This window comes from Rivularia sp. UHCC 0363 (assembly GCF_034931125.1).
Taxonomy (GTDB): Bacteria; Cyanobacteriota; Cyanobacteriia; order Cyanobacteriales; family Nostocaceae; genus Rivularia.
The window spans coordinates 25,629-46,940 of the sequence record NZ_JAYGHM010000001.1 but is presented as its reverse complement, the minus strand read 5'-3'; the positions used below and the strand labels follow the sequence as shown (position 1 = coordinate 46,940).

General features: G+C 40.4%; 13 protein-coding genes and 1 tRNA gene. 9 read left to right on the top strand and 5 right to left on the bottom strand.

Features of this window, described 5'->3' with window-relative positions:
• Positions 1–46: 46 nt before the first annotated feature.
• The 7 genes from rimM (at position 47) to VB797_RS00165 (ending at position 12,042) form a co-directional block, all read left to right on the top strand.
• The gene (gene rimM / locus VB797_RS00195; RefSeq protein WP_323235592.1) at positions 47–694 is read left to right on the top strand and encodes a ribosome maturation factor RimM; all 648 of its coding nucleotides are present in this window, start codon (positions 47–49) and stop codon (positions 692–694) included.
• Positions 695–1,350: 656 nt separating this feature from the next.
• Positions 1,351–3,732: a phosphoketolase family protein gene (locus tag VB797_RS00190; protein WP_323235591.1), complete on the top strand. Its 2,382-nt coding sequence runs from the start codon at positions 1,351–1,353 to the stop codon at positions 3,730–3,732.
• A gap of 247 nt (positions 3,733–3,979) precedes the next feature.
• The gene (locus tag VB797_RS00185; RefSeq protein ID WP_323235590.1) at positions 3,980–6,553 is read left to right on the top strand and encodes a glycogen/starch/alpha-glucan phosphorylase; all 2,574 of its coding nucleotides are present in this window, start codon (positions 3,980–3,982) and stop codon (positions 6,551–6,553) included.
• Positions 6,554–6,742: 189 nt separating this feature from the next.
• Positions 6,743–7,735, top strand: coding sequence for a 2-hydroxyacid dehydrogenase (locus VB797_RS00180; RefSeq protein WP_323235589.1), 993 nt, complete (start codon positions 6,743–6,745; stop codon positions 7,733–7,735).
• A 507-nt stretch (positions 7,736–8,242) separates the two neighbouring features.
• Positions 8,243–9,292, top strand: a complete 1,050-nt coding sequence (gene gap, locus VB797_RS00175) for a type I glyceraldehyde-3-phosphate dehydrogenase (RefSeq protein WP_323235588.1) — start codon at positions 8,243–8,245, stop codon at positions 9,290–9,292.
• Positions 9,293–9,642: 350 nt separating this feature from the next.
• Complete coding sequence (locus tag VB797_RS00170; protein ID WP_323235587.1) at positions 9,643–10,641, top strand: transaldolase; 999 nt, start codon at positions 9,643–9,645, stop codon at positions 10,639–10,641.
• Positions 10,642–10,839: 198 nt separating this feature from the next.
• Positions 10,840–12,042, top strand: coding sequence for an acetate kinase (locus VB797_RS00165; protein WP_323235586.1), 1,203 nt, complete (start codon positions 10,840–10,842; stop codon positions 12,040–12,042).
• A gap of 192 nt (positions 12,043–12,234) precedes the next feature.
• On the opposite strand, the gene VB797_RS00160 is transcribed toward VB797_RS00165, so the two are convergent.
• Entirely contained in the window at positions 12,235–13,299 is a 1,065-nt protein-coding gene (locus VB797_RS00160; protein WP_323235585.1) for a hypothetical protein, read from the bottom strand.
• 11 nt (positions 13,300–13,310) lie between these two features.
• The gene (locus VB797_RS00155; protein WP_323235584.1) at positions 13,311–13,559 is read right to left on the bottom strand and encodes a hypothetical protein; all 249 of its coding nucleotides are present in this window, start codon (positions 13,557–13,559) and stop codon (positions 13,311–13,313) included.
• A 449-nt stretch (positions 13,560–14,008) separates the two neighbouring features.
• On the opposite strand from VB797_RS00155, the gene VB797_RS00150 reads away from it, so the two are divergent.
• Entirely contained in the window at positions 14,009–14,794 is a 786-nt protein-coding gene (locus VB797_RS00150) for a hypothetical protein (protein WP_323235583.1), read from the top strand.
• 345 nt (positions 14,795–15,139) lie between these two features.
• Entirely contained in the window at positions 15,140–18,166 is a 3,027-nt protein-coding gene (gene sbcC, locus VB797_RS00145; RefSeq protein WP_323235582.1) for an exonuclease subunit SbcC, read from the top strand.
• A gap of 178 nt (positions 18,167–18,344) precedes the next feature.
• Here the strand turns inward: sbcC and VB797_RS00140 are convergent, their stop codons facing one another.
• The 3 genes from VB797_RS00140 to VB797_RS00130 form a co-directional block, all read right to left on the bottom strand.
• Positions 18,345–19,976: a metallophosphoesterase family protein gene (locus VB797_RS00140; protein ID WP_323235581.1), complete on the bottom strand. Its 1,632-nt coding sequence runs from the start codon at positions 19,974–19,976 to the stop codon at positions 18,345–18,347.
• A 724-nt stretch (positions 19,977–20,700) separates the two neighbouring features.
• Positions 20,701–20,774 (bottom strand) — tRNA-Pro (locus VB797_RS00135).
• A 160-nt stretch (positions 20,775–20,934) separates the two neighbouring features.
• A complete protein-coding gene (locus VB797_RS00130) occupies positions 20,935–21,297 on the bottom strand; it encodes a DUF1818 family protein (protein ID WP_323235580.1) in 363 nt (120 codons plus the stop codon).
• Between the last annotated feature and the right edge of the window lie 15 nt (positions 21,298–21,312).

Sequence of the window (21,312 nt, the reverse complement as noted above, 5' to 3'; positions counted from 1 at the left end):
ATGAATAATTGCGAATTGCGAATTGCGAATTGCGAATTGGTAACTGATGATTGATAATTGGTTAGAAATCGGTAAGATTGTTGCACCTCAAGGGATGAATGGTGAGTTACGGGTTTATCCGGAGACGGATTTTCCCGAACGCTTTGAGGTTCCGGGTAAACGTTGGCTGTTGCGTCCCAATGCAACGGAACCGGAAGAGGTGGAGTTAGTCAAAGGTCGTTTTCTCGAAGGTAAAAATCTGTATGTAATTCAGCTAGCTGGTGTCAAACATCGGGATCAAGCTGAGCAATTACGCGATTGCAAGTTATGCGTACCGGAGAGCGATCGCCCTGCTTTAGGTGAAGATGAATATCATTTAATGGATTTAGTGGGTTTACCTGTTTTTATGCAGGAAACCGGGGAGTTTATCGGTACGGTAATCGATCTGATTGCTGCTGGCAATGATTTGCTGGAGGTGCGGTTGGAGGAACAAAAGGATGGGGAGATAGTGAGAGAGGGAGATAAGGGTAAAATCCATTCGCGTAGCGTGTCCGTAGGACATAATCCAAAATCCAAAACGAAAGCATCTGCTGTTAAAATCCAAAATCAGAAGACTGTTTTAATTCCTTTTGTCAAAGAAATCGTTCCGGTGGTTGATTTGCAAGCCAGTCGGATTGAAATTACACCACCAACTGGTTTGTTAGAAATTAGTTAATTAATATTAATTCTCTAAATAAATAACCTTGCCCTTTACCGTTAGTATGAGGGTGAGTATAATTCGTAATTCGTAATTCGTAATTCGTAATTCGTAATTCGTAATTAATTTCCCATAAATAAAATTTAGGGGCTTCAACAAAGTATTATCCACGGATAAATCCGGGGGCTTCAAACCATAAAAATTTACTCGGTGAGGTTTTAGTTATGTAATTGATTCAATCGAGCAACGTTGTATTTAAGATTTTTATGTTGTGTATTTGAATAATTTAGTTTAATTAACTTGATATAACTATTATTTTGAAAATAATCTTCTATCTAAAGAAGTAAATTTTATTTAAACTAATTGGAAAATCAAATTTTATTAGTTATTTTAAATTAGTAAATACTAATTTTCAAGTTACAGCTTTGGTTAAATTGTGGTTAAAATCAAACCGTTAAACAAGATATTATGCTAAACTTTCAAAGAAATTGGATTAGATTATTTATTTGACATTCTACTGTCAGACAAAAACAGGTAAGATATCTGATTTTTTTTAGATTTTCAATATTTAACTATAGGAAATATTTACTTAGACATAGAAAAATTTAATGACAATACGTTTACATAAATGTGTAAGTATGAAAGCGTAAAAACATCAAGTTAAGGAGTTGATTATGACTGTTTCTTTCCTTCCCGAAACTAAGCCGTTGCAGGATGATGAATTACGCAAGATGAACGCTTATTGGAATGCTGCGAATTATCTTTCGGTAGGACAAATATATTTATTAAATAATGCTTTACTCAAAGAACCCCTGAAGTTAGAACACGTCAAACCTAGACTTTTAGGACACTGGGGAACTACTCCGGGCTTGAATTTTATTTACGTTCATCTCAACCGGGTAATAAAGAGAGATGATTTGAGTATGATTTATATTGCTGGCCCGGGACATGGTGGTCCCGGTTTGGTAGCTAACACTTATTTAGAAGGAACTTACAGCGAATATTATCCGAATATTTCTCAAGATGCCCAGGGGATACAAAAGCTGTTCAAACAGTTTTCTTTCCCTGGTGGAATTCCCTCTCACGTAGCACCGGAAACTCCAGGAAGCATTCATGAAGGTGGAGAACTGGGTTATTCTCTTTCCCATGCTTATGGTGCGGCTTTTGACAATCCCGACTTGATTGTGGCTTGCGTTATCGGTGATGGTGAAGCGGAAACGGGTTCCTTAGCGGCAAGTTGGCATTCTAATAAGTTTTTGAACCCAATACACGACGGTGCGGTACTGCCGATTTTGCACCTCAACGGCTATAAAATTGCCAACCCTACACTTTTGGCACGGATAAGTCATAAGGAATTGCAAAAGCTGTTTGAAGGTTATGGTTACAAACCTTATTTTGTCGAAGGTTCCGATCCAGAAGCTATGCATCAATTGATGGCTGCAACGATGGATACTGCGTTACATGAAATCCGCGAAATTCAGGAAGATGCGCGTCAAAATGGCTTCAAAGCGCGTCCGCAATGGCCGATGATTATTCTGAGAAGTCCCAAAGGTTGGACGGGACCAAAAGAAGTTGATGGGAAAAAGACCGAAGATTATTGGCGATCGCACCAAGTACCCTTATCAAATATGGCTGCGGAACCAGCACACGTACAGTTGTTAGAAGACTGGATGAAGAGCTATCACCCAGAAGAATTATTCGATCAAAACGGTAAATTAATCGCCGAATTAGCCGAACTCGCACCTACAGGAAAACGACGCATGGGTGACAATCCCCACGCTAACGGCGGTGTTTTGCTGCGAGACTTGAAAATGCCAGATTTTCGCAATTATGCAGTAGAAGTTAACGAACCGGGGAAAGTCATTGCTGAAGCAACCCGCGTTATGGGTAAATTACTGCGGGATGTGATGAAGCTTAATCTAGATAGCCGCAACTTCCGTTTATTTGGTCCCGACGAAACCGCATCTAACAGGCTTGCTGACGTATTCGATGTTACAAGTAGAACTTGGGTAGCAGAAACCTTGGAATACGACGACCACCTGGGTGTAGATGGTCGCGTCATGGAAATTCTCAGCGAAAACACTTGTCAGGGATGGTTGGAAGGATACTTACTTACAGGTCGTCATGGATTATTTTCCTGTTATGAAGCATTCATCCATATCATCGATTCCATGTTCAACCAGCACGCCAAATGGTTGAAAACGACCCGCGAGATTCCTTGGCGCAGACCAGTTGCTTCACTAACATATTTATTAACATCTCACGTATGGCGGCAAGATCACAACGGCTTTAGCCATCAAGACCCCGGCTTTATCGACCATGTGATGAATAAGAAAGCCGAGGTTGTGCGAGTATATTTACCACCCGATGCCAATTGTTTGCTATCCGTGACAGACCATTGTTTGAGAAGTCGCAATTACGTTAACGTTATCGTAGCGGGTAAACAACCATCATTGCAGTATCTGAATATGGATGAAGCAGTTAAACACTGCACCACGGGGATCGGTATTTGGGGCTGGGCTTCTAACGACCAAGGAAGCGAACCAGATGTAATTATGGCTTGCGCTGGAGACGTTCCCACTTTGGAAACATTAGCAGCAGTAGATATATTACGGGATAATTTTCCAGAATTAAAAATCAGGGTAGTAAACGTAGTAGACTTAATGACCCTACAGCCAGAAACCGAACATCCCCACGGTTTAAGCGATAAAGACTTTGACAGCATTTTCACCACTGATAAACCAGTGATCTTTGCCTTCCACGGTTATCCTTGGCTGATTCACCGTTTAACATATCGTCGTACAAATCACAAAAATCTCCACGTCCGGGGTTACAAAGAAGAAGGAACCACAACCACACCTTTTGATATGGTGGTCTTGAACGACTTAGACCGCTTTAATTTAGCAGATGATGTAATTGACAGAGTTCCCCATCTGAGATATAGAGCGGCTCACGTCAAGCAAATGTTGCACAATACATTAATCGAACACAAGCTATACGTCCGCGAACACGGCGAAGATATGCCAGAAATTCGCGATTGGAAGTGGAAGCGGTAGGGGATGAGGGGGAGATGGGGGGATGGGGAGATGGGGAGATGGGGAGATGGGGGGACAAGGGGACAAGGGGAAGAGAACTCTTAACTGTTAGCAATTCCCAATCCCCAATGCCCAATTACCAATCCCCAATTCCCAATTCCCAATTCCCAATTACCAATTATTAAATAAGCAAGTGTAAGGGAGAGGATGTTATAAAGCTATAGGTTAGATATAAGTGTAAATTTAATATCTTAGCAACATCACCATAATGAGTAGCAGTTCATCCGAGCAACAAAATAGTAAGCTAGCGCTGGAAAATGTGTCTGTGCGTAGCACAGCTAAAGTTAGAGTAGAAGACGATCGCACTGGTATGAGTGAGGAAACTCTCAAACGTGCCATTGCTGATAGTCTTTATTACGTTCAAGGAAAGGGCGAATATTTTGCCACCTTGCACGATTATTATATGGCTGTTGCCTATAGCGTTCGCGATCGCATTCTGCAACGACGCATCAAAACAGCCGAAACTCATATGGAGCAACAGGTAAAAACGGTTTACTACCTCTCCGCTGAGTTTTTAATGGGACGCTATACGGGTAATTGTTTAATTAATCTCGGACTTTATGAAAAAATTAAAACTGTTCTCAAAGAATCCGGGTTAGAGTTAGACGATTTATTAGAAAAAGAACACGAACCGGGATTAGGTAATGGTGGTTTAGGAAGACTTGCAGCTTGCTATCTCGATTCTTTAGCAACTTTGGAAATTCCCGCTGTCGGTTATGGAATTCGTTATGAATTCGGAATTTTCGAGCAAGTTATTCGTAACGGTTGGCAAGTCGAAAACCCCGATAAATGGTTGCTTTTTGGTAATGCTTGGGAACTTCCGCTTCCCGAATATCGCGTAGAAGTCAAATTTGGCGGTCATACCGAAATATACAACGATAGAAGCGGACGCTTCCAAGTACGCTGGGCTGCCCAGCAAAAAGTATCTGGAGTCCCTTATGATACTCCTGTACCGGGTTACGGTGTCGATACAGTAAATATTCTGCGGTTGTGGAAAGCTGAAGCAAGTGATGAATTTGACTTACAGGCTTTTAATGCTGGTGATTACATCGGTGCGGTAGGCAGTCAAATGTTCTCGGAGAATATCTCCAAAGTTCTCTATCCTAACGATGATACAATGCAGGGTAAAGAATTGCGCTTGCAGCAACAATATTTCTTTGTTAGTTGTTCCTTGCAAGATATTCTGCGTCGTCATCAACAAGTTTTTAAGACCTTAGATAATTTGGGTGAAAAAGCTGCAATTCAGCTCAACGATACCCATCCTTCAGTTGGAATTGCCGAATTGATGCGGCTGCTGATTGACGAACATCAAATGTCTTGGGATAAAGCTTGGGATATCACTCAAAAGACTTTTGCTTATACCAATCATACCCTGCTGCCAGAAGCTTTGGAACGCTGGCCCGTGGCACTATTCGGTAGATTATTGCCCAGGATTTTAGAAATCATCTACGAAATCAATTTCCGCTTCTTGGCCGAAGTTAGAAAGCGTTATCCTGGTGATTTAGAACGGATATCACGGCTCTCTTTGATTGAAGAAGGCGACGAAAGAAAAGTCCGCATGGCACACTTAGCTTGTGTCGGTAGCCATAAAATCAACGGTGTAGCAGCGCTACATACAGAGTTACTTAAACAAGATGTCCTCCACGACTTCTACGAATTATTTCCAGAGAAGTTTATCAATAAAACAAACGGTGTAACTCCGCGTCGCTGGCTGTTAATGGGTAATCCCCGACTTTCTCGCCTAATTACCGATAAAATCGGTAGAGATTGGATTACGCATTTAGATGAACTTAGGAAGTTAGAAAAATTCATCGATGATAAAGAGTTCAAGCAAACTTGGCGCGAAATCAAACAAGCTAATAAGGAAGACTTAGCTAAATTAATTCAAAAAAGCAACGGAATTACAGTCGATCCCAATTCCTTGTTTGACGTACAGGTAAAGCGACTGCACGAATACAAACGTCAGTTACTCAACGCTTTCCACATCATCACCCTCTACAACCAAATCAAGAAAAATCCGCAAGCTGATATTTTACCCCGGACATTTATTTTCGCGGGTAAAGCAGCCCCCGGTTACTTCATCGCTAAATTAATTATCAAATTAATCAACGCCGTTGGAAGTGTAGTAAACAGCGATACAGATGTTGCGGGACGTTTAAAAGTAGCATTCATACCAAACTACAACGTATCTTCAAGCCAATTTATCTACGCGGGTGCGGATCTTTCCGAACAAATTTCCACCGCTGGTAAAGAAGCTTCCGGAACGGGTAACATGAAATTCGCCCTCAACGGTGCTTTGACAATTGGAACCCTCGACGGTGCTAACGTCGAAATTCGTGAAGAAGTCGGCGCGGAAAACTTCTTTTTGTGCGGTCTAACCACTCCAGAAGTTTACGAATTGAAAGCCAAGGGATATAACCCCAGGAGCTATTACGAATCTAATCCTCAGCTAAAAGAAGTTATTGACCTGATAGCTTGCGGACAGTTTTCCGATGGCGATCGCAATTTGTTCAAACCGTTGTTAGATTCGCTGTTTAACCAAGACAGGTTCATGTTATTCGCCGATTACCAATCCTACATTGACACCCAAGTCAAAGTATCTGAGGCTTATCGAGATACAGAAAATTGGACTCGGATGTCAATCCTCAATTCAGCACGCATGGGTAAATTTTCCTCAGATAGAGCAATTTGGGAATATTGTCAAGATATTTGGAATATAGAACCCTGTAAAGTCAGTCTCGACGAATATTCAACCGATAAAGCCGGTTTGAAGATGTCGTAATTATTTATGAGGGAGTAGGGAGTAGGGAGTGAGGAGTTAGGAGTAGTGAGTTAGGAGTAGTGAGTTAGGAGTTAGTAGTTTAAATTTCTCCTTGTCCCCTTGTCCCCTTCCCTGTGTCTTCCCCATCTCCCCCATCTCCCCCTCTACACCCTCTACTCCCTACTCCCTACTCCCTACTCCCTAATTATCATGAAAGTAGCAGTATTCAGTACAAAAAACTACGATCGCCACTTTCTTTTAGAAGCAAATGCCGATGGCGCTCACGAGTTTGTATTTTTTGAGCCAAGATTAAACAGTGAAACTACGGCTTTGGCAGCAGGATTTCCGGCAATCTGCGCTTTTATCAACGACCAGTTAAATGCCGAAACTTTAAGTGCGATCGCCAAACAAGGAACCAAGCTGATTGCTTTACGTTCAGCGGGTTTCAATAATGTAGATATCAAAGCCGCTACCGAATTAGGCATTACCGTAGTCAGAGTTCCGGCTTATTCTCCTTATGCAGTCGCCGAACACGCGGCGGGATTAATTTTAACTTTAAATCGTAAGTACCATCGCGCCTACAATCGAGTCCGCGAATCTAATTTTTCCCTCAAAGGTTTATTAGGATTTGACTTACATGGTTCCACCGTCGGTATAGTTGGTACGGGTAAAATCGGGATGTGTTTTGCTCAAATTATGAAAGGATTTGGCTGCAATTTACTCGCATACGACATTTATCAAAACCCCGACTGTTTGGAAATGGGCGTGAAATATGTAGAATTCTCAGAATTACTCGCCGCATCGGACATCGTTTCGCTACATTGTCCTTTGACTCCCGAATCCCATCACCTGATTAACCCTACAACTTTAGAGCAATTTAAATCGGGAGCGATGTTGATCAATACCAGTCGCGGTGGACTTGTCGATACAGAAGCAGTAATAGATGCCTTAAAATCTAAGAAATTAGGCTATGTAGGTTTAGACGTATACGAACAAGAACGCGATTTATTTTTTGAAGACTTGTCACTAGAAGTAATTCAAGACGATGTTTTTCAACATTTACTAACATTTCCCAACGTAATCATTACCGCACATCAAGCTTTCTTTACCAAAAACGCTCTGCAAAATATCGCTCAAACAACCTTATCCAACATCACCGACTTCGAGAAAGGTCGTGAATGCAAGAATACAGTTATTAATTAACAATTATCAATCAAACTGGTTCCCAGTCTCTGGCTGGGAACCCATTACAAGAGGCTCTGCCTCCGGTATCAAATTGAGGCAGAGCCTCGTGAAATGCATTACAAGGTAGAACCTTGTAACGAGAAATTTGAGATTTAACTGGTTCCCAGTCTCTGGCTGGGAACCCATTACAAGAGGCTCTGCCTCCGGTATCAAATTGAGGTAGAGCCTCGTGAAATGCATTAGAAGGTAGAACCTTGTAACGAGAGAAACGAGAGAACCTTAATTCGGATTGCGAGATTAATTTAAGGTTTTTTTAATTTTTATCTACTTCTTTAGTTATAAGTTACTGCTGCTTTTTAACTAATTGTTTGCTGTTTACTGTTTATTCATAACTGTTTGCTGTTTACTAATTACTAACTGTTAAACCCTAATTGAAAATCATAGATATTGTGACCAAGCTAAACATTATCTTATGACTGAGAATTGTTCACTGTTAACTGTTCACTGAAAACAGGAGGTAATAAATTGAGTAAATTAAAAGTTGGTATAAACGGTTTTGGTCGGATTGGTAGATTAGTATTTCGTGCTGGTATCGATAACCCTAATATCGAGTTTGTTGGTATTAACGATTTAGTACCACCGGAAAACCTTGCTTACTTATTAAAATACGATTCTACTCACGGTAAATTCAACGGAGTTGTTGAATCCAAGGAAGACGGTATTGTTGTCAACGGACAGTTTATTCCTTGCGTTTCTGTCAGAAACCCAGCAGAACTACCTTGGGGTAAATTAGGTGCAGATTATGTAGTTGAATCTACCGGACTTTTTACTAATTACGAAGGTGCATCAAATCACTTAAAAGCCGGAGCAAAAAGAGTAATAATTTCTGCTCCCACGAAAGACCCCGAACAAGTAAAAACTTTATTAATGGGTGTCAATCACGACTTATTCGACCCCGAAAAAGATACCGTAGTTTCTAATGCTAGCTGCACTACCAACTGCTTAGCTCCCATAGCCAAAGTCATCAACGACAACTTTGGTTTAACAGAAGGATTGATGACTACCGTTCATGCCATGACAGCCACACAACCCACGGTAGACGGGCCCTCTAAGAAAGATTTACGAGCAGGTCGTAGTGCGGCTCAAAACATTATTCCCGCTTCCACTGGCGCAGCAAAAGCCGTAGCCTTAGTATTACCAGAACTCAAAGGAAAATTAACCGGGATGGCATTACGAGTTCCTACTCCCGACGTTTCCGTAGTCGATTTAACTTTCAAAACCGAAAAATCTACTAGCTATCAAGAAATCTGTGAAGCGATGAAAGTTGCCGCCGCAGGGGAAATGATAGGTATTTTGGGTTACACAGATGAACCAGTAGTTTCCACAGACTTTCAGGGTAATTTTCATTCCAGTATTTTCGATGCAGGTGCGGGAATTGAACTAAATTCCAACTTTTTCAAAGTAATTTCATGGTACGACAACGAATGGGGTTACTCCTGTCGCGTAGTTGACTTGATGCTATTCATGGCGGAAAAAGAAGGGATTTTGCAAAATGAAGAAATGGCGGTAGCTTAAATATTGGGAATTGGGAATTGGTAATTGGTAATTGGGGATTAGGAATTGGGAACACAATCTAATTTTCAATGAATGCTCCATCACCCATTACCCATGCCCAAATTCTCTATGAAAACTCAAAACGGTATAATTTCTTAAGAACAATTTAATCAAAGTGCATATAATCCGACAGTCAATATTGTGAATTGGTAAATAGAATAGGACTTGCTGGCTATGGAAGGGATTCAATCGGTAATTAGGAATAGTTATTTGGGAAAATGTATTAATTACCGATCGCTAGATTTTGCAAGCAGCACCAGTATTAGACAAAAAGCGTCAATCCTCAACACATCAATTTAATGGAGTAGATTATGTCCAAAAATTTATTAGAACAATTGCGATCAATGACCGTTGTGGTAGCCGATACAGGTGATATCCAACAAATTGAGAAGTACAAGCCCCAAGATGCTACTACTAATCCTTCTTTGATTACAACAGTGGCTCAAATGCCGGAATATCAAAAAGTCGTTGACGATACTTTAGCTCAAGCACAGAAAGATGCTGGTGCTAATGCAAGTCAAACTGATATTGGCAGATTGGCTTTTGAACGTTTAGCTGTGGCTTTTGGTTTGACAATTCTCAAAATCATTCCTGGTAGAGTTTCCACGGAAGTTGATGCACGTCTTTCCTACGACACCAAAGCTACACTTGACGTTGCACGAGGAATCATTAAGCTATACGAAGCCGCTGGAGTTTCTCGCGATCGCGTTTTAATCAAAATTGCTTCTACCTGGGAAGGTATCAAGGCTGCGGAAATTCTTGAGAAAGAAGGTATTCACTGTAACCTGACATTATTGTTCGGTATCCACCAAGCTATTGCTTGTGCGGAAGCTGGTGTTACCTTGATTTCTCCTTTTGTTGGACGTATTCTCGACTGGTACAAGAAAGATAGCGGAAAAGATAGCTATCCTGCTCCAGAAGATCCAGGTGTTTTGTCCGTTACTGAGATTTACAACTACTACAAGAAATTTGGTTACAAAACTGAAGTTATGGGAGCTAGTTTCCGTAACTTGGGAGAAATAACCGAACTTGCTGGTTGCGACTTATTAACAATTGCTCCTAAGTTCTTAGCTGAATTGCAAAACAGTACGGAAGAATTGCCCCGTAAACTTGACGCTGCAAAAGCGGCGAAAATGGACATTAAGAAAATCTCGATGGACAAAGCTACCTTCGAGAAAATGCACGCAGCAGATAAAATGGCTTCTGACAAGTTAGACGAAGGAATCAAAGGTTTCTCCAAAGCTTTGGAAGACCTTGAAAAGCTATTAGCTGATAAATTGGCTAACATCAATGAAGCTAAGGCTGCTTAAAACTAGTATCCTTTAATTAATTGAATGTAGAGACGTTGCAATGCAACGTCTTTTATTTTATTTGATTGGCTAAAAGGCAATTACTAATACCAATTCTATATGAGAACACCCGCAGGCTGGAATCCTGGGGCTAATATTACAAAGCCTACCTGCGTAGGCTGGATTAAGCGCATTTTTATAGTTAAAAAACATTAAAAAATGAAAATACTTGTACTAAATGCTGGCTCTAGCACTCAAAAAAGTTGTTTGTACGACATTACAGGTGATATTCCCTTTTCACCACCTGCACCGCTATGGGAAGGGAAAGTGGATTGGAGCCATCATCAAGGTGTTGCGGAAATTCAGGTGGAAACAGCTACCGGGGAAAAATTCACCGAAAAAATAGCTACAGATTCCCAATCTCAAGTCATGGCTCGCTTACTCAATACAATATCCGAAGGTTCTACCAAAGTAATTAATCAATCAGAAATTGATGTGGTGGGACATCGGGTAGTACATGGTGGGAAAAACTACAGGGAAAGCGTGGTAATTACTCCAGAGGTGAAAAACGCGATCGCTAATCTTGCTACTCTTGCTCCTGCCCATAATCCAGTGAATTTAGCGGGTATTGAAGCTGTAGAAGAGCTTTTAGGAGTAACTCAAGTAGCAGTTTTTGATACCGCATTTCACCGCAATATGCCCGACGCTGCGGCGATTTATCCCGGCCCCTACAATTGGGTTGAACAAGATATTATCCGTTATGGGTTTCACGGTATTAGCCATCAATACTGTGCCGAACGTGCTGCTGAAATTTTGGGTAAAGATTTACAGTCTTTACGTTTGATAAACTGTCATTTGGGTAACGGTTGTTCTTTAGCAGCAATTAAAAACGGTTGCAGTATAGACACAACGATGGGATTTACACCTCTTGATGGGTTAATGATGGGTAGTCGTTCCGGTAGCGTTGACCCAGGTATTTTAATTTACCTGTTACAACAAAAAGATTGTACGGTTGAGCAGTTATATAATGTTTTAAATAAAGCATCTGGCTTAAATGGTATCTCTGGAATATCCAGTGATATGCGGCAAATAAAAGCAGCAATTTCTCAGGGGAATGAACGCGCTCAACTTGCTCTCGATATCTACATACATCGCCTACGTTCTTATATCGGAGCCATGTTAGCTAGTTTAGGGGGATTAGATGCCTTAGTCTTTACCGCTGGCGTTGGCGAAAACTCTCCCGAAATTCGTCAAGCTGCTTGTCAACCGTTTGAATTTTTAGGAGTAAAAATTGATTCAAGTAAAAACATTAGTAAACCCATCGATAAAGATATTGCCACAACTGACTCAGCGGTAAGGGTATTAGTTATACACACTCAAGAAGATTGGCAAATTGCCCGTGAATGCTACAAATTTGTTTGAAGGAATAGGGAATGGGGAATAGGGAATTGGAGATGGGGAATAAATTTCGATATGCAGACATACTACTATTGATATATCTATATTTCCATTTATCACTCTTAATTCCCAACTCATAACTCATAACTCCTCATTCCTCACTCATATTCCCTAAGTTCCAATGCCCGCCACTATAGATAAGGCGAGCATTGCTAATTAAACATTCACAGCATCTAAATCCCAAGTGTAATAACCGAGTTTGTTGGGAACTCTAGCAAATCTGCCGATGCGATAACCTCGGGAAAGTTCGCCAAGTACCATACTCCTAATCTTCATGTCTCTAATTTCTTCGTCATCAAGCGCTCCATAAACTTGTTCGATAATTTCACCTACAGAATAAGTTTTCCCCACATTTTTTTCTAAAAATGAGGAAATTGCATCAATCAAGAATTGACCCTCATACTGAGGTAGCATTGGTATTTTTTTTGTCCTCTGAGGTATCAGTGGCTTACTAGCTTTAGGTCTGGCTCTTTTTAATTTACCTTTGCTACCAGGTGGTATCACCAAATCTAAATCTAAGGTATAGCAACCAGGCTCATCAGGAACAGAAGCCCAGTACATTTGTTCTTTACCGTGGGTTAGCGAAGAATGTACTCTACCTTTGACGATTTTAAATCCAGTTGATTCTAAATCTCCATAAAGCGATCGCACTACGAAGTCGATATGGCATACTTTGCCCCTATTTTCTTCTAAAAGCTCTTTAATGGCTTCTATTCGAGAAATATGCCGGAATTCGGGCAACATCGCAATATCGGAGCCGCTTTTCGGATTGTGTTTTTCCTTGGCTGACGCGACTTTTTTAAGAGTAGAAGGCTGGCTTACTCGATCGGTGTTCTCTTGATTAGGATGCTCTTCAAGTGAAGCGAAAGTCAATTCTTCGTCCGGTTCAAAGTCAGACTCTTCCTCTTCATCATATTCAACTAAATCGTTCTCTTGAGTGCCACTACCGTTAAACTGAGACACTGCTTCTGGGGATAGATGAGAAGATGTTTGCGTAATCGCCGTAACATCAAGTATCTCAAGTCCAGATAAGGCTTTACTATTAACTACACCCGAAGAACTAGACAGCAGTGCTTCCACATGAGCAAGTTGAATTCTAGCGCTAGTTACTTTAACCTCGTACTCTTGTACTAGGCGAGCATAATACTCTCTCAAACCGAGTAACGGTTCAAGTAAAGCTTGGGGTGGTGTTTGTATTTCTTGCTGCGACTCTGGTTTCATAACATTCTGATTCAACTAATTTCAGCCTCACCTTTATAGCTCATTGCTCTTGGCTTGGCTTTTCTAGACTTAGTATTTGACTTTCGATTAGACGGGTGAGGTGGACGACACCTTTCGCAATAAAGCGGGCGAGGTCCAAAAGTTTCCCGATCTGTAGGTTTGTTGCACTCTTTACACACAAACGAAAATACCCTTGTATGAATTTCGCGTTTATGCGCTCTGACGGTGTATTCCCTAACGTTAATTGTCTTACTTGCCATAATTACAAATTTTCAAATCTTGATCCAATATAATCATCCAAACAGAAAAATGTGCCGACATTTAATAGACCATTTTCATGCAAAGCCACACAAGTTGATGTTTCTACTCACCGTTTTGGTTATCCGGGAAAGAAGTGAGTGGATGCACTTGTCTATTTTCCACAAAACTACATATGGCTAAAGTAGTCATAATAGCTTTTTACACACCAATGACTCACTTGAGTCAAATTTTGGGAAAATGGCTGGAACCAGTTTCTTTGCGTCTCTAGACGATCGCAGTCCCCAGTCGAGCAAAAAAGCAATGATTCAAATCGCTCTATAGTTTTAAGTTTAGTCAGACAAAACAAAAAAACTACTGTCTATGAGCCTTATTTTTTGAATCTGTTACTTTTATAAAGTATCAGGGAACTATGAGGTAGTAATGCAATACCTTTTAGTTATCCCAGAATATGTTTGCTCTATCTCGCCAAGTCATTACCTCGTCAAGTGTAGCCTGTTTATGCTTAGTTGCGGTTAGTTTGTTACAATTTCCGCGAATGCAAAAATTGCTGTCCGACAAATCTTATACTGAAGTAGTCACTTTAGAAAGAGAAATCAAGGCAGTTGAAGTACGTCTGAAATTTCTCAAAAAAATTCCTACATTTGGCTATGATAACTTAATTGCAAATTGGATATATCTTAATTTTTTACAATATTTCGGTGACGATGAAGTTCGCGCAAAAACAGGTTACGGTTTAAGCCCGCAATACTTTGAGGTTATTTTAAAGCGCGACCCCCGGTTTGTAAATGCTTATTTAGCACTTTCTACAAGTGGTTCCATGTATGCTGGAATGCCGCAAGAGTCCGTAAAGATTATGAATGAAGGGTTAAAGTCCCTTAGCCCTTGGGTTCCTAAAAATTCTTACTATATATGGCGCTACAAAGGTGTAGATGAGTTACTATTTCTAGGTGATACGAAGGCAGCAAGAAAATCTTTTAAAAACGCTGCTCAATGGGCTAAAGAACATTTCGATACGGAAAGTCAGCAGGTCGCATCAATTTCCGCACAAACGGCAGAGTTTCTCAAAAATAATCGGAACAGCAAATACGCTCAAATTTCTGCTTGGGCTATGGTTTTAAGTAATGGAGCCGATCAAAAAACCGAAATTAAAGCCATTCGCGAAATTGAAGCTCTAGGTGGAAAAGTTGTTTCTACCCCCCAAGGTAATAAAATTCAATTTCCTCAGAAAGACTAAATGGAGTTAGGAGCTATCGAATTTTAGATTTTAGATTTTGGATTTTGGATTTTAGATTAAAACAGTTAAGAGTGAGGAGTTAATAATTATCTACCCCTTCTTCCCTCTGTACCCCCTCTCCCCTTCTCTTCCCATTTTTTTTGCTCTCAACTAACAATGGGATTATTATTTTTCCGTGACAAAGAAAAAATAATTTGCTTAGTAGGAAACAAATTATTTGCCAAAATGTTAAGTTTTGTAAAAATGAAGGATTAAAAACTACAAAGAATATTTCTACATAGTTAGACTACAGAAACAGCATATGTACTGCTATTAATAAAAAGTCAGCGCCCGCAATTAGCCTAAATGATTCCAGTACAAATAACATTACAAAACTTTCTTAGTTATCAAGATGCAAGTTTGGATTTTAGCGGATTGCATACGGCCTGCATTTGTGGTTCTAATGGGGCTGGCAAATCTTCGCTTTTAGAAGCTATCACCTGGGCAGTTTGGGGTGAAAGTAGAGCGACTTCAGAAGATGATGTGATTCATACTGGAGCTAAAGATGTTCGAGTTGATTTTACTTTTGAAGCTAACGGACAAATTTATCGAGTAATTCGTACTCGTCGTCGGGGTTCTAGTAGTGCTTTAGAGTTTCAGATTGAAACACCTGAAGGTTTTAAGTCCCTCACGGGTAAGGGTTTGAGAGGTACTCAGGATGAAATTTTCAATCATATTAAGCTCGATTACGATACTTTTATAAATTCTGCTTACCTACGTCAAGGTCGTGCTGACGAGTTTATGCTCAAGCGTCCAAACGAGCGTAAGGAAATTTTAGCTGAATTATTAAAGTTAAATCAGTACGATGAGTTGGAAGAAAGAGCAAAAGAATTATCGCGTCAGTTAAAAGCACGGGGAGAAGAATTTGATCGCACTTTGGAGTCGAAGAAAGCTCAACTACAACAACAAGAAAGTATTGCTCAACAAAGAACTGAGTTAGAAGCCGAACTCAACGAACTCCAAAAAGTACAGGCTTTTGATAACATTCAGTTACAAAGTTTACAAGTAGTCGAACACCAGCGCCAAGGTTGGGAAGAACAACTGCATTTTGTACGGCAACAATATACTAATCTGACTCAAGATAGTAAACGTTTAGAAAGCGAACAATCAAGTTTGAAAACTCAGCTTGAGTCTTTGGAACGGTTGTTAGATCGAGAAGCACAAATTAAAGCCGAATACGCAAATTACCAGACTCTGCAATCTCAAGAAGAAGCAATGGGTGCTTTGTTCGCCGAATTTACTCGCGATCGCCAATTGCATCAGCAAAAACAACAGCAGTTGAGCAAGCATATTCAAGGAATCGAGCGACAGTTGCAACAAAGTCAAGCGCAGTTGGAAGCCTTGGAGCAACAGGAGCAAGATATTCAGCAGACTCTCAATAATGCGGGTAACGTAGAAGCAGCACTAGAAAAATTAAAAGCAGCACGTCAACATTTAAGTAATTTAGATAATTTGCAAATGCAGGTTTCTCCTCTGTTGCTTTCTCGACAACAGTTACAAACAGAACTGCATCGCACCCAAGCGGGGATAGTAGCGCGAATCGAACAGTTGCAGGTTACTGCTCGGCAATTGCAAAGTCAATCTCGCCGTCAACCGCAACTTCAACAAGCGGTGATAGAAGTAGAGACGAAGATCGAACAGTTAGATAAAGATAAAATTTATCTGCAAAGAGTACAGGAGAAAGGACAGGAAAGACGGCATTTTATGGAGCGCTTGCAGGCTCAACAGCGCGAATATGAAAGACTTTTAGGGGAATTAGACCAAAAACTGCAAATGTTACAAAACCCTGATGCTGTTTGTCCTTTGTGCGAGCGTCCTTTGGACGAGCATCATTGGAATCGAGTCGCAGATAAAACTAAGGTTGAATTCAAGGATACCCAAGGGCAACTATGGGTGTTCCGCGACCAAATGGCGGTGTCGGAGCGAGAAATTCAGGTTCTCAGGCAGGAATATCGCAGCGTAAATAGTAAATTGTCCCCTTATGAAGCTTTACGGGAGCAGAAGGGAGAATTAGCCGCACAATTACAGGCGACTAGTGAAGTTGATTTACAGATACAGCAAATCGCTGAGGAAAAAGAGAGATTAGAAAAGACTCTAAATTTAGGTGATTATGCGCCTCAACAGCAAAGCGAATTGCAAGAATTAGAAGAATATTTGCAGCAGTTGAATTACAGCGAACAAAATCACGCTTTAGCTCGTAGTGAAGTAGAAAAATGGCGATGGGCAGAAATCAAACAGGGACAAATTAAAGATGCACAGAAGCGACAAGCGCAATTAGCAGCCAGAAAACCGCAAATTCAGGAATTAGTTAATCAATTAGAACACAAAATTAAGTTAGAACAAACTGATTCCGAAATTGCTAGAGAAATTAAAGATTTAGAAAATCGTATTGCTCAAATGGGTTACGATAACCAGCGTCATAACCAAATCCGCATAGAAGTAAGACAAGCCCAGTCCTGGCATTTGCGCTATCAGCAACTGGTTGCAGCCCAACAGCAGCATCCCGAAATGAAACTGCGATCGCAATCCTTGCAAGAAGCGTTAAGTACCAGGTTGAGCGAAAAAGATTCATTGGCTACTCAAATTAACAGTATCGTGGCACAGTTAGAGCAAACCGCTAACCCCAGCGCTCAAATCCAGAATTTAGAACAGCAACTGGCAAACCGTCGCCGTCAACTCGACGATAAACTTGGTCAGTTAGGACGCTTACAGCAGCAGTCTCAGTATTTGGATAACTTGAAAGTTCAGTATTCAGAACAGCAACAGCAGTTAAAGTTAGTTCGCGCTCAGCAGCGCGTTTATCAGGAATTAGCGCAGGCATTTGGTAAAAATGGTATCCAAGCACTGATGATTGAAAACGTGTTGCCGCAGCTAGAAGCCGAGACAAACAAGCTACTTTCTCGATTAAGTGCCAATCAACTGCACGTACAATTTATTACTCAAAGAGCGGGAAAAACGAGTAAAGCTAAAAAGAAAAATGCCAAATTAATCGACACTTTAGATATTGTAATCGCCGACGCGAGAGGTACAAGAGCCTATGAAACTTATTCCGGTGGAGAAGCCTTTAGAATCAACTTTGCGATTCGTTTAGCACTAGCCAAATTACTCGCACAGCGAGCCGGAGCAGCTTTACAATTACTAATAGTTGATGAAGGATTTGGTACCCAAGACAGCGAAGGATGCGACAGATTAATTGCAGCAATCAATGCGATCGCGCCCGATTTTGCCTGCATCCTCACCGTAACCCATATGCCGCACCTAAAAGAAGCCTTCGCCGCCCGAATTGAAGTAAATAAAACCCAGGATGGTTCTACAATCCAGATGATGATTTAAAACAATTAGTAGGTCGGCGTTGAAAATCGTAATTAGGACAAGGGAGTAGGGAGTAGCCAGTAGGGAGTAGGGGCAAGGCTTTAAAGCCAATTTACATTTTGTTACATGGTTGGTTTTATTTGTACCGACTTACTTAGCAACTACCAATTACCAATTACCAACTACCAATTACCAATTCCTAACTTTTTAACCGGAACTCATCAAATTTGACAACTTCAGAATTTGGTTTACTGGTATCAAATCGATAGCTGCTTATAGTTCCTTGTTCGGTATCAAAGATACTAAAAACGGTAATTTCATTGCTGGAAATATAAGGTAATGGCTGACCGTTTTCGTCTAAAAGCGGTGCGATTGTGGGTACAATTGGCTCCAAACCGTAGGGGTCGCCAATTTCTACATAATTATCGTCGCCACTATTTGGTACGTTATTTCGCTTTCTATCTCCCCATGCTGCACCGTAAGAATTACCGACATTTGATGTTTCTAAAAAGTGCATTCCATTAGGACTAACAAAGCGATTCCATAAATGAGAATGTCCGTAAAATACTAACTGTACTCCTGCTGTTTCTAACAGCGGTATTACATCACGATTAATATAATCCTGCTCTTTAGGATATTCATAACGTACCGACGTAACATTACCATTATTATCTCGTTCGATTATCTGTACTGGGTCAGTGTAAGCAGGTACAATATTATCTCCTAAAGTGTGGGGTGGATGATGAAACATCACAACTTTGTATTTCGCTTGCTGAAATTCGGTGCTGTTAAGTTCATTTACAAGCCAATTATATTGAGTGCTACCTTCATAAATTGGTTCGTAAATATGCTGTCCGTATCCCCAATTTTCCGGATTTTTTAATTCTTTTTCTGGTTCGGCATATTTCCCTTTATGGCTGTTTTCCGTGGTAGGATAACGCCACATATTGGTGATGTATAAAACGACTAATCGTACATCACCAAAAGTTACTGCATAATAGCCTTTTTCGCCTGTTTCTGTTTGCGGTAAACTGAATATTTTCTCAAAAGTGTTGGTATTAAAAGAATTATCTTCTTCTTCGGCAATATTACGAGGAATTGTATCGTTAAATTCTTCATTCAAGCTTTTTCCCGTATTGAAGCGTCCCATAACTTCATGATTTCCAATACAAGGAAAAATCGGAGCATTTTGAATAATTTGCCCTCCCGTATAAGTCGTTTGAATGCCATCGTATTCCATCACATAATTAGCACGTCCTTGCAAACAAGGGAAAAAAGCATTCCCACGATTATCATCAAACCATTCACTAGCACGGTCTGGTATATTAACTAAATCGCCAGCAAAGAAAACCGCGTCAATTCTTTTAAAGGTTTCCCTAACTTTTTGTAAGTTTGCTGCTACCATCGGCTTGATTTGATGGTCGGAAGTTAATAAAATCTTTAGCGGTTTACCAGGTAACGGTGCGGGTTCAAGTGTATACGTCTTAGTACTGATTAACTCGCTGTTTTCTGTAATACTTGTTACCCGATAAGATATTCGTTTACCTGGAGTTAAGTTAGTTAAATTAGCTTCATGTCGCCATATCTCTCGCAAAACTGGTTTATGATAAACTTGTCCGTCTGCGGTTTGGTTTTCTACTCGCGATTGTTGGTCTTCTCTTAAATGAATCGGTCTAATATTTTTAGTAAAGACACTTTCAAGCAAATTACTACCGTATGCTACTGCGTGTCCATCCCCCATAAATTCGGTAAACCAGACAACTTTTATCGAGGTTTGAGTCGGAAATTGCAAAAATGGTTCCGTTAACAGCTTGAGTGGTAGCGTTTTCATGATAATATTTGCTGGATTTAAAAACTATTAGATTACTAGAAAATAATTTTTCTGCGACAGAATAATTGTAAAAGTCTATGCATTGTAGCGTACTTATCGTAGGTGTTATTTAAAACTTTGCTTTTTAACTCTTCCGAAGGAGATTAATAAATCTCTGTTGACCTATTTTGATTTTTTGTATATAGGAATCTGTTTATGAACCTCACCCCCTTCCCCTCTCCTTATTAATGCTACGGTGTACACACAAGTAGTCTTACCAAAGGTTTGAGAGATTTCAACCCCCTTAAATTGTCATTACGAGCGTTCATCGAAGATGTTCCCGAAGGGTAGCGAAGTAATCGCAAGATGCTGGGATTGCTTCGTCGTTCCTCCTTCCCTAAGAGGGAACACTCTGTGAATCTGCGCTTACGCACACGCAATGACAGGGCTTCGAGCGATTTAGCTCATAGTTCAAAAGTCGCTTCCAGATAGGATTTAAAGACTTGTGTGTACACCGTAGCCTTATTAATGAGAGGGGTGTCCGTTAGCATTGCGTGTCCGGAGGACATAGGACGGGGTGAGGTTTTGAGTGTATTAGACTCAACTGAAAACCGCTATAATATACGGAATCACTTTTCCAAAATTTTGCCAAGTAATCCTATATGTTTTATGCATCAGGGTTAAAATTCTGGTGCTAAAACACAACTACGATTAGAAACTATAAAACTTATAAAATTCAATTAAATCGGAGCGGCGGGATTTGAACCCACGACCTCCACTACCCCAAAGTGGCACGCTACCAAGCTGCGCTACGCCCCGTAAATCGGATTTTGTCTAAGTTTAAAATGGATTGTTAATTTTCTCTTACGAAAATTAAAAATCTGGGGTTTTAACTTTCGTATATTAACACGAAATTGCAGCAGAACAACTACATAACTTAAAAAAACTATATGTAAAAAACTAAGTTCACAAATTAAGTTCAAAAAACCTCGATTGTAGATGCGGCTTGGATTAACTCTTTGACGGCAACAGCATCCCATTTACCTTCTACACAACGTCCTGAATGAAGGATGAAACGTAAATTGTAGTCGTGGGGTAGTCCTTCTACTTCCATCCACATTAAACTGCTTTCAGCTTCACAAGCGATTTTTTCTTCGTCCATCAACTCCGATGCCATTTGTTGCATGGTATTAGCGAGTTGCGTCAACAAATGGCAAAAATCCTTTAATTCAGCTTCCGTCAACTCTACAGCCCAATCATCCGTACCCAGCAAGCCTTTAAATTCCGATGCTGCTGGATTGGTACCGATACGCCAACCGTTTCCTTTTTTGAGTACGCGCATGGGGAGAAAAAGTTA

Coding starts and splice junctions, on each gene's coding strand:
- rimM (WP_323235592.1), top strand. CDS start 47: ATGATTGATAATTGGTTAGAAATCGGTAAGATTGTTGCACCTCAAGGG.
- VB797_RS00190 (WP_323235591.1), top strand. CDS start 1,351: ATGACTGTTTCTTTCCTTCCCGAAACTAAGCCGTTGCAGGATGATGAA.
- VB797_RS00185 (WP_323235590.1), top strand. CDS start 3,980: ATGAGTAGCAGTTCATCCGAGCAACAAAATAGTAAGCTAGCGCTGGAA.
- VB797_RS00180 (WP_323235589.1), top strand. CDS start 6,743: ATGAAAGTAGCAGTATTCAGTACAAAAAACTACGATCGCCACTTTCTT.
- VB797_RS00170 (WP_323235587.1), top strand. CDS start 9,643: ATGTCCAAAAATTTATTAGAACAATTGCGATCAATGACCGTTGTGGTA.
- VB797_RS00165 (WP_323235586.1), top strand. CDS start 10,840: ATGAAAATACTTGTACTAAATGCTGGCTCTAGCACTCAAAAAAGTTGT.
- VB797_RS00160 (WP_323235585.1), bottom strand. CDS start 13,299: ATGAAACCAGAGTCGCAGCAAGAAATACAAACACCACCCCAAGCTTTA.
- VB797_RS00155 (WP_323235584.1), bottom strand. CDS start 13,559: ATGGCAAGTAAGACAATTAACGTTAGGGAATACACCGTCAGAGCGCAT.
- VB797_RS00150 (WP_323235583.1), top strand. CDS start 14,009: ATGTTTGCTCTATCTCGCCAAGTCATTACCTCGTCAAGTGTAGCCTGT.
- sbcC (WP_323235582.1), top strand. CDS start 15,140: ATGATTCCAGTACAAATAACATTACAAAACTTTCTTAGTTATCAAGAT.
- VB797_RS00140 (WP_323235581.1), bottom strand. CDS start 19,976: ATGAAAACGCTACCACTCAAGCTGTTAACGGAACCATTTTTGCAATTT.
- VB797_RS00130 (WP_323235580.1), bottom strand. CDS start 21,297: ATGCGCGTACTCAAAAAAGGAAACGGTTGGCGTATCGGTACCAATCCA.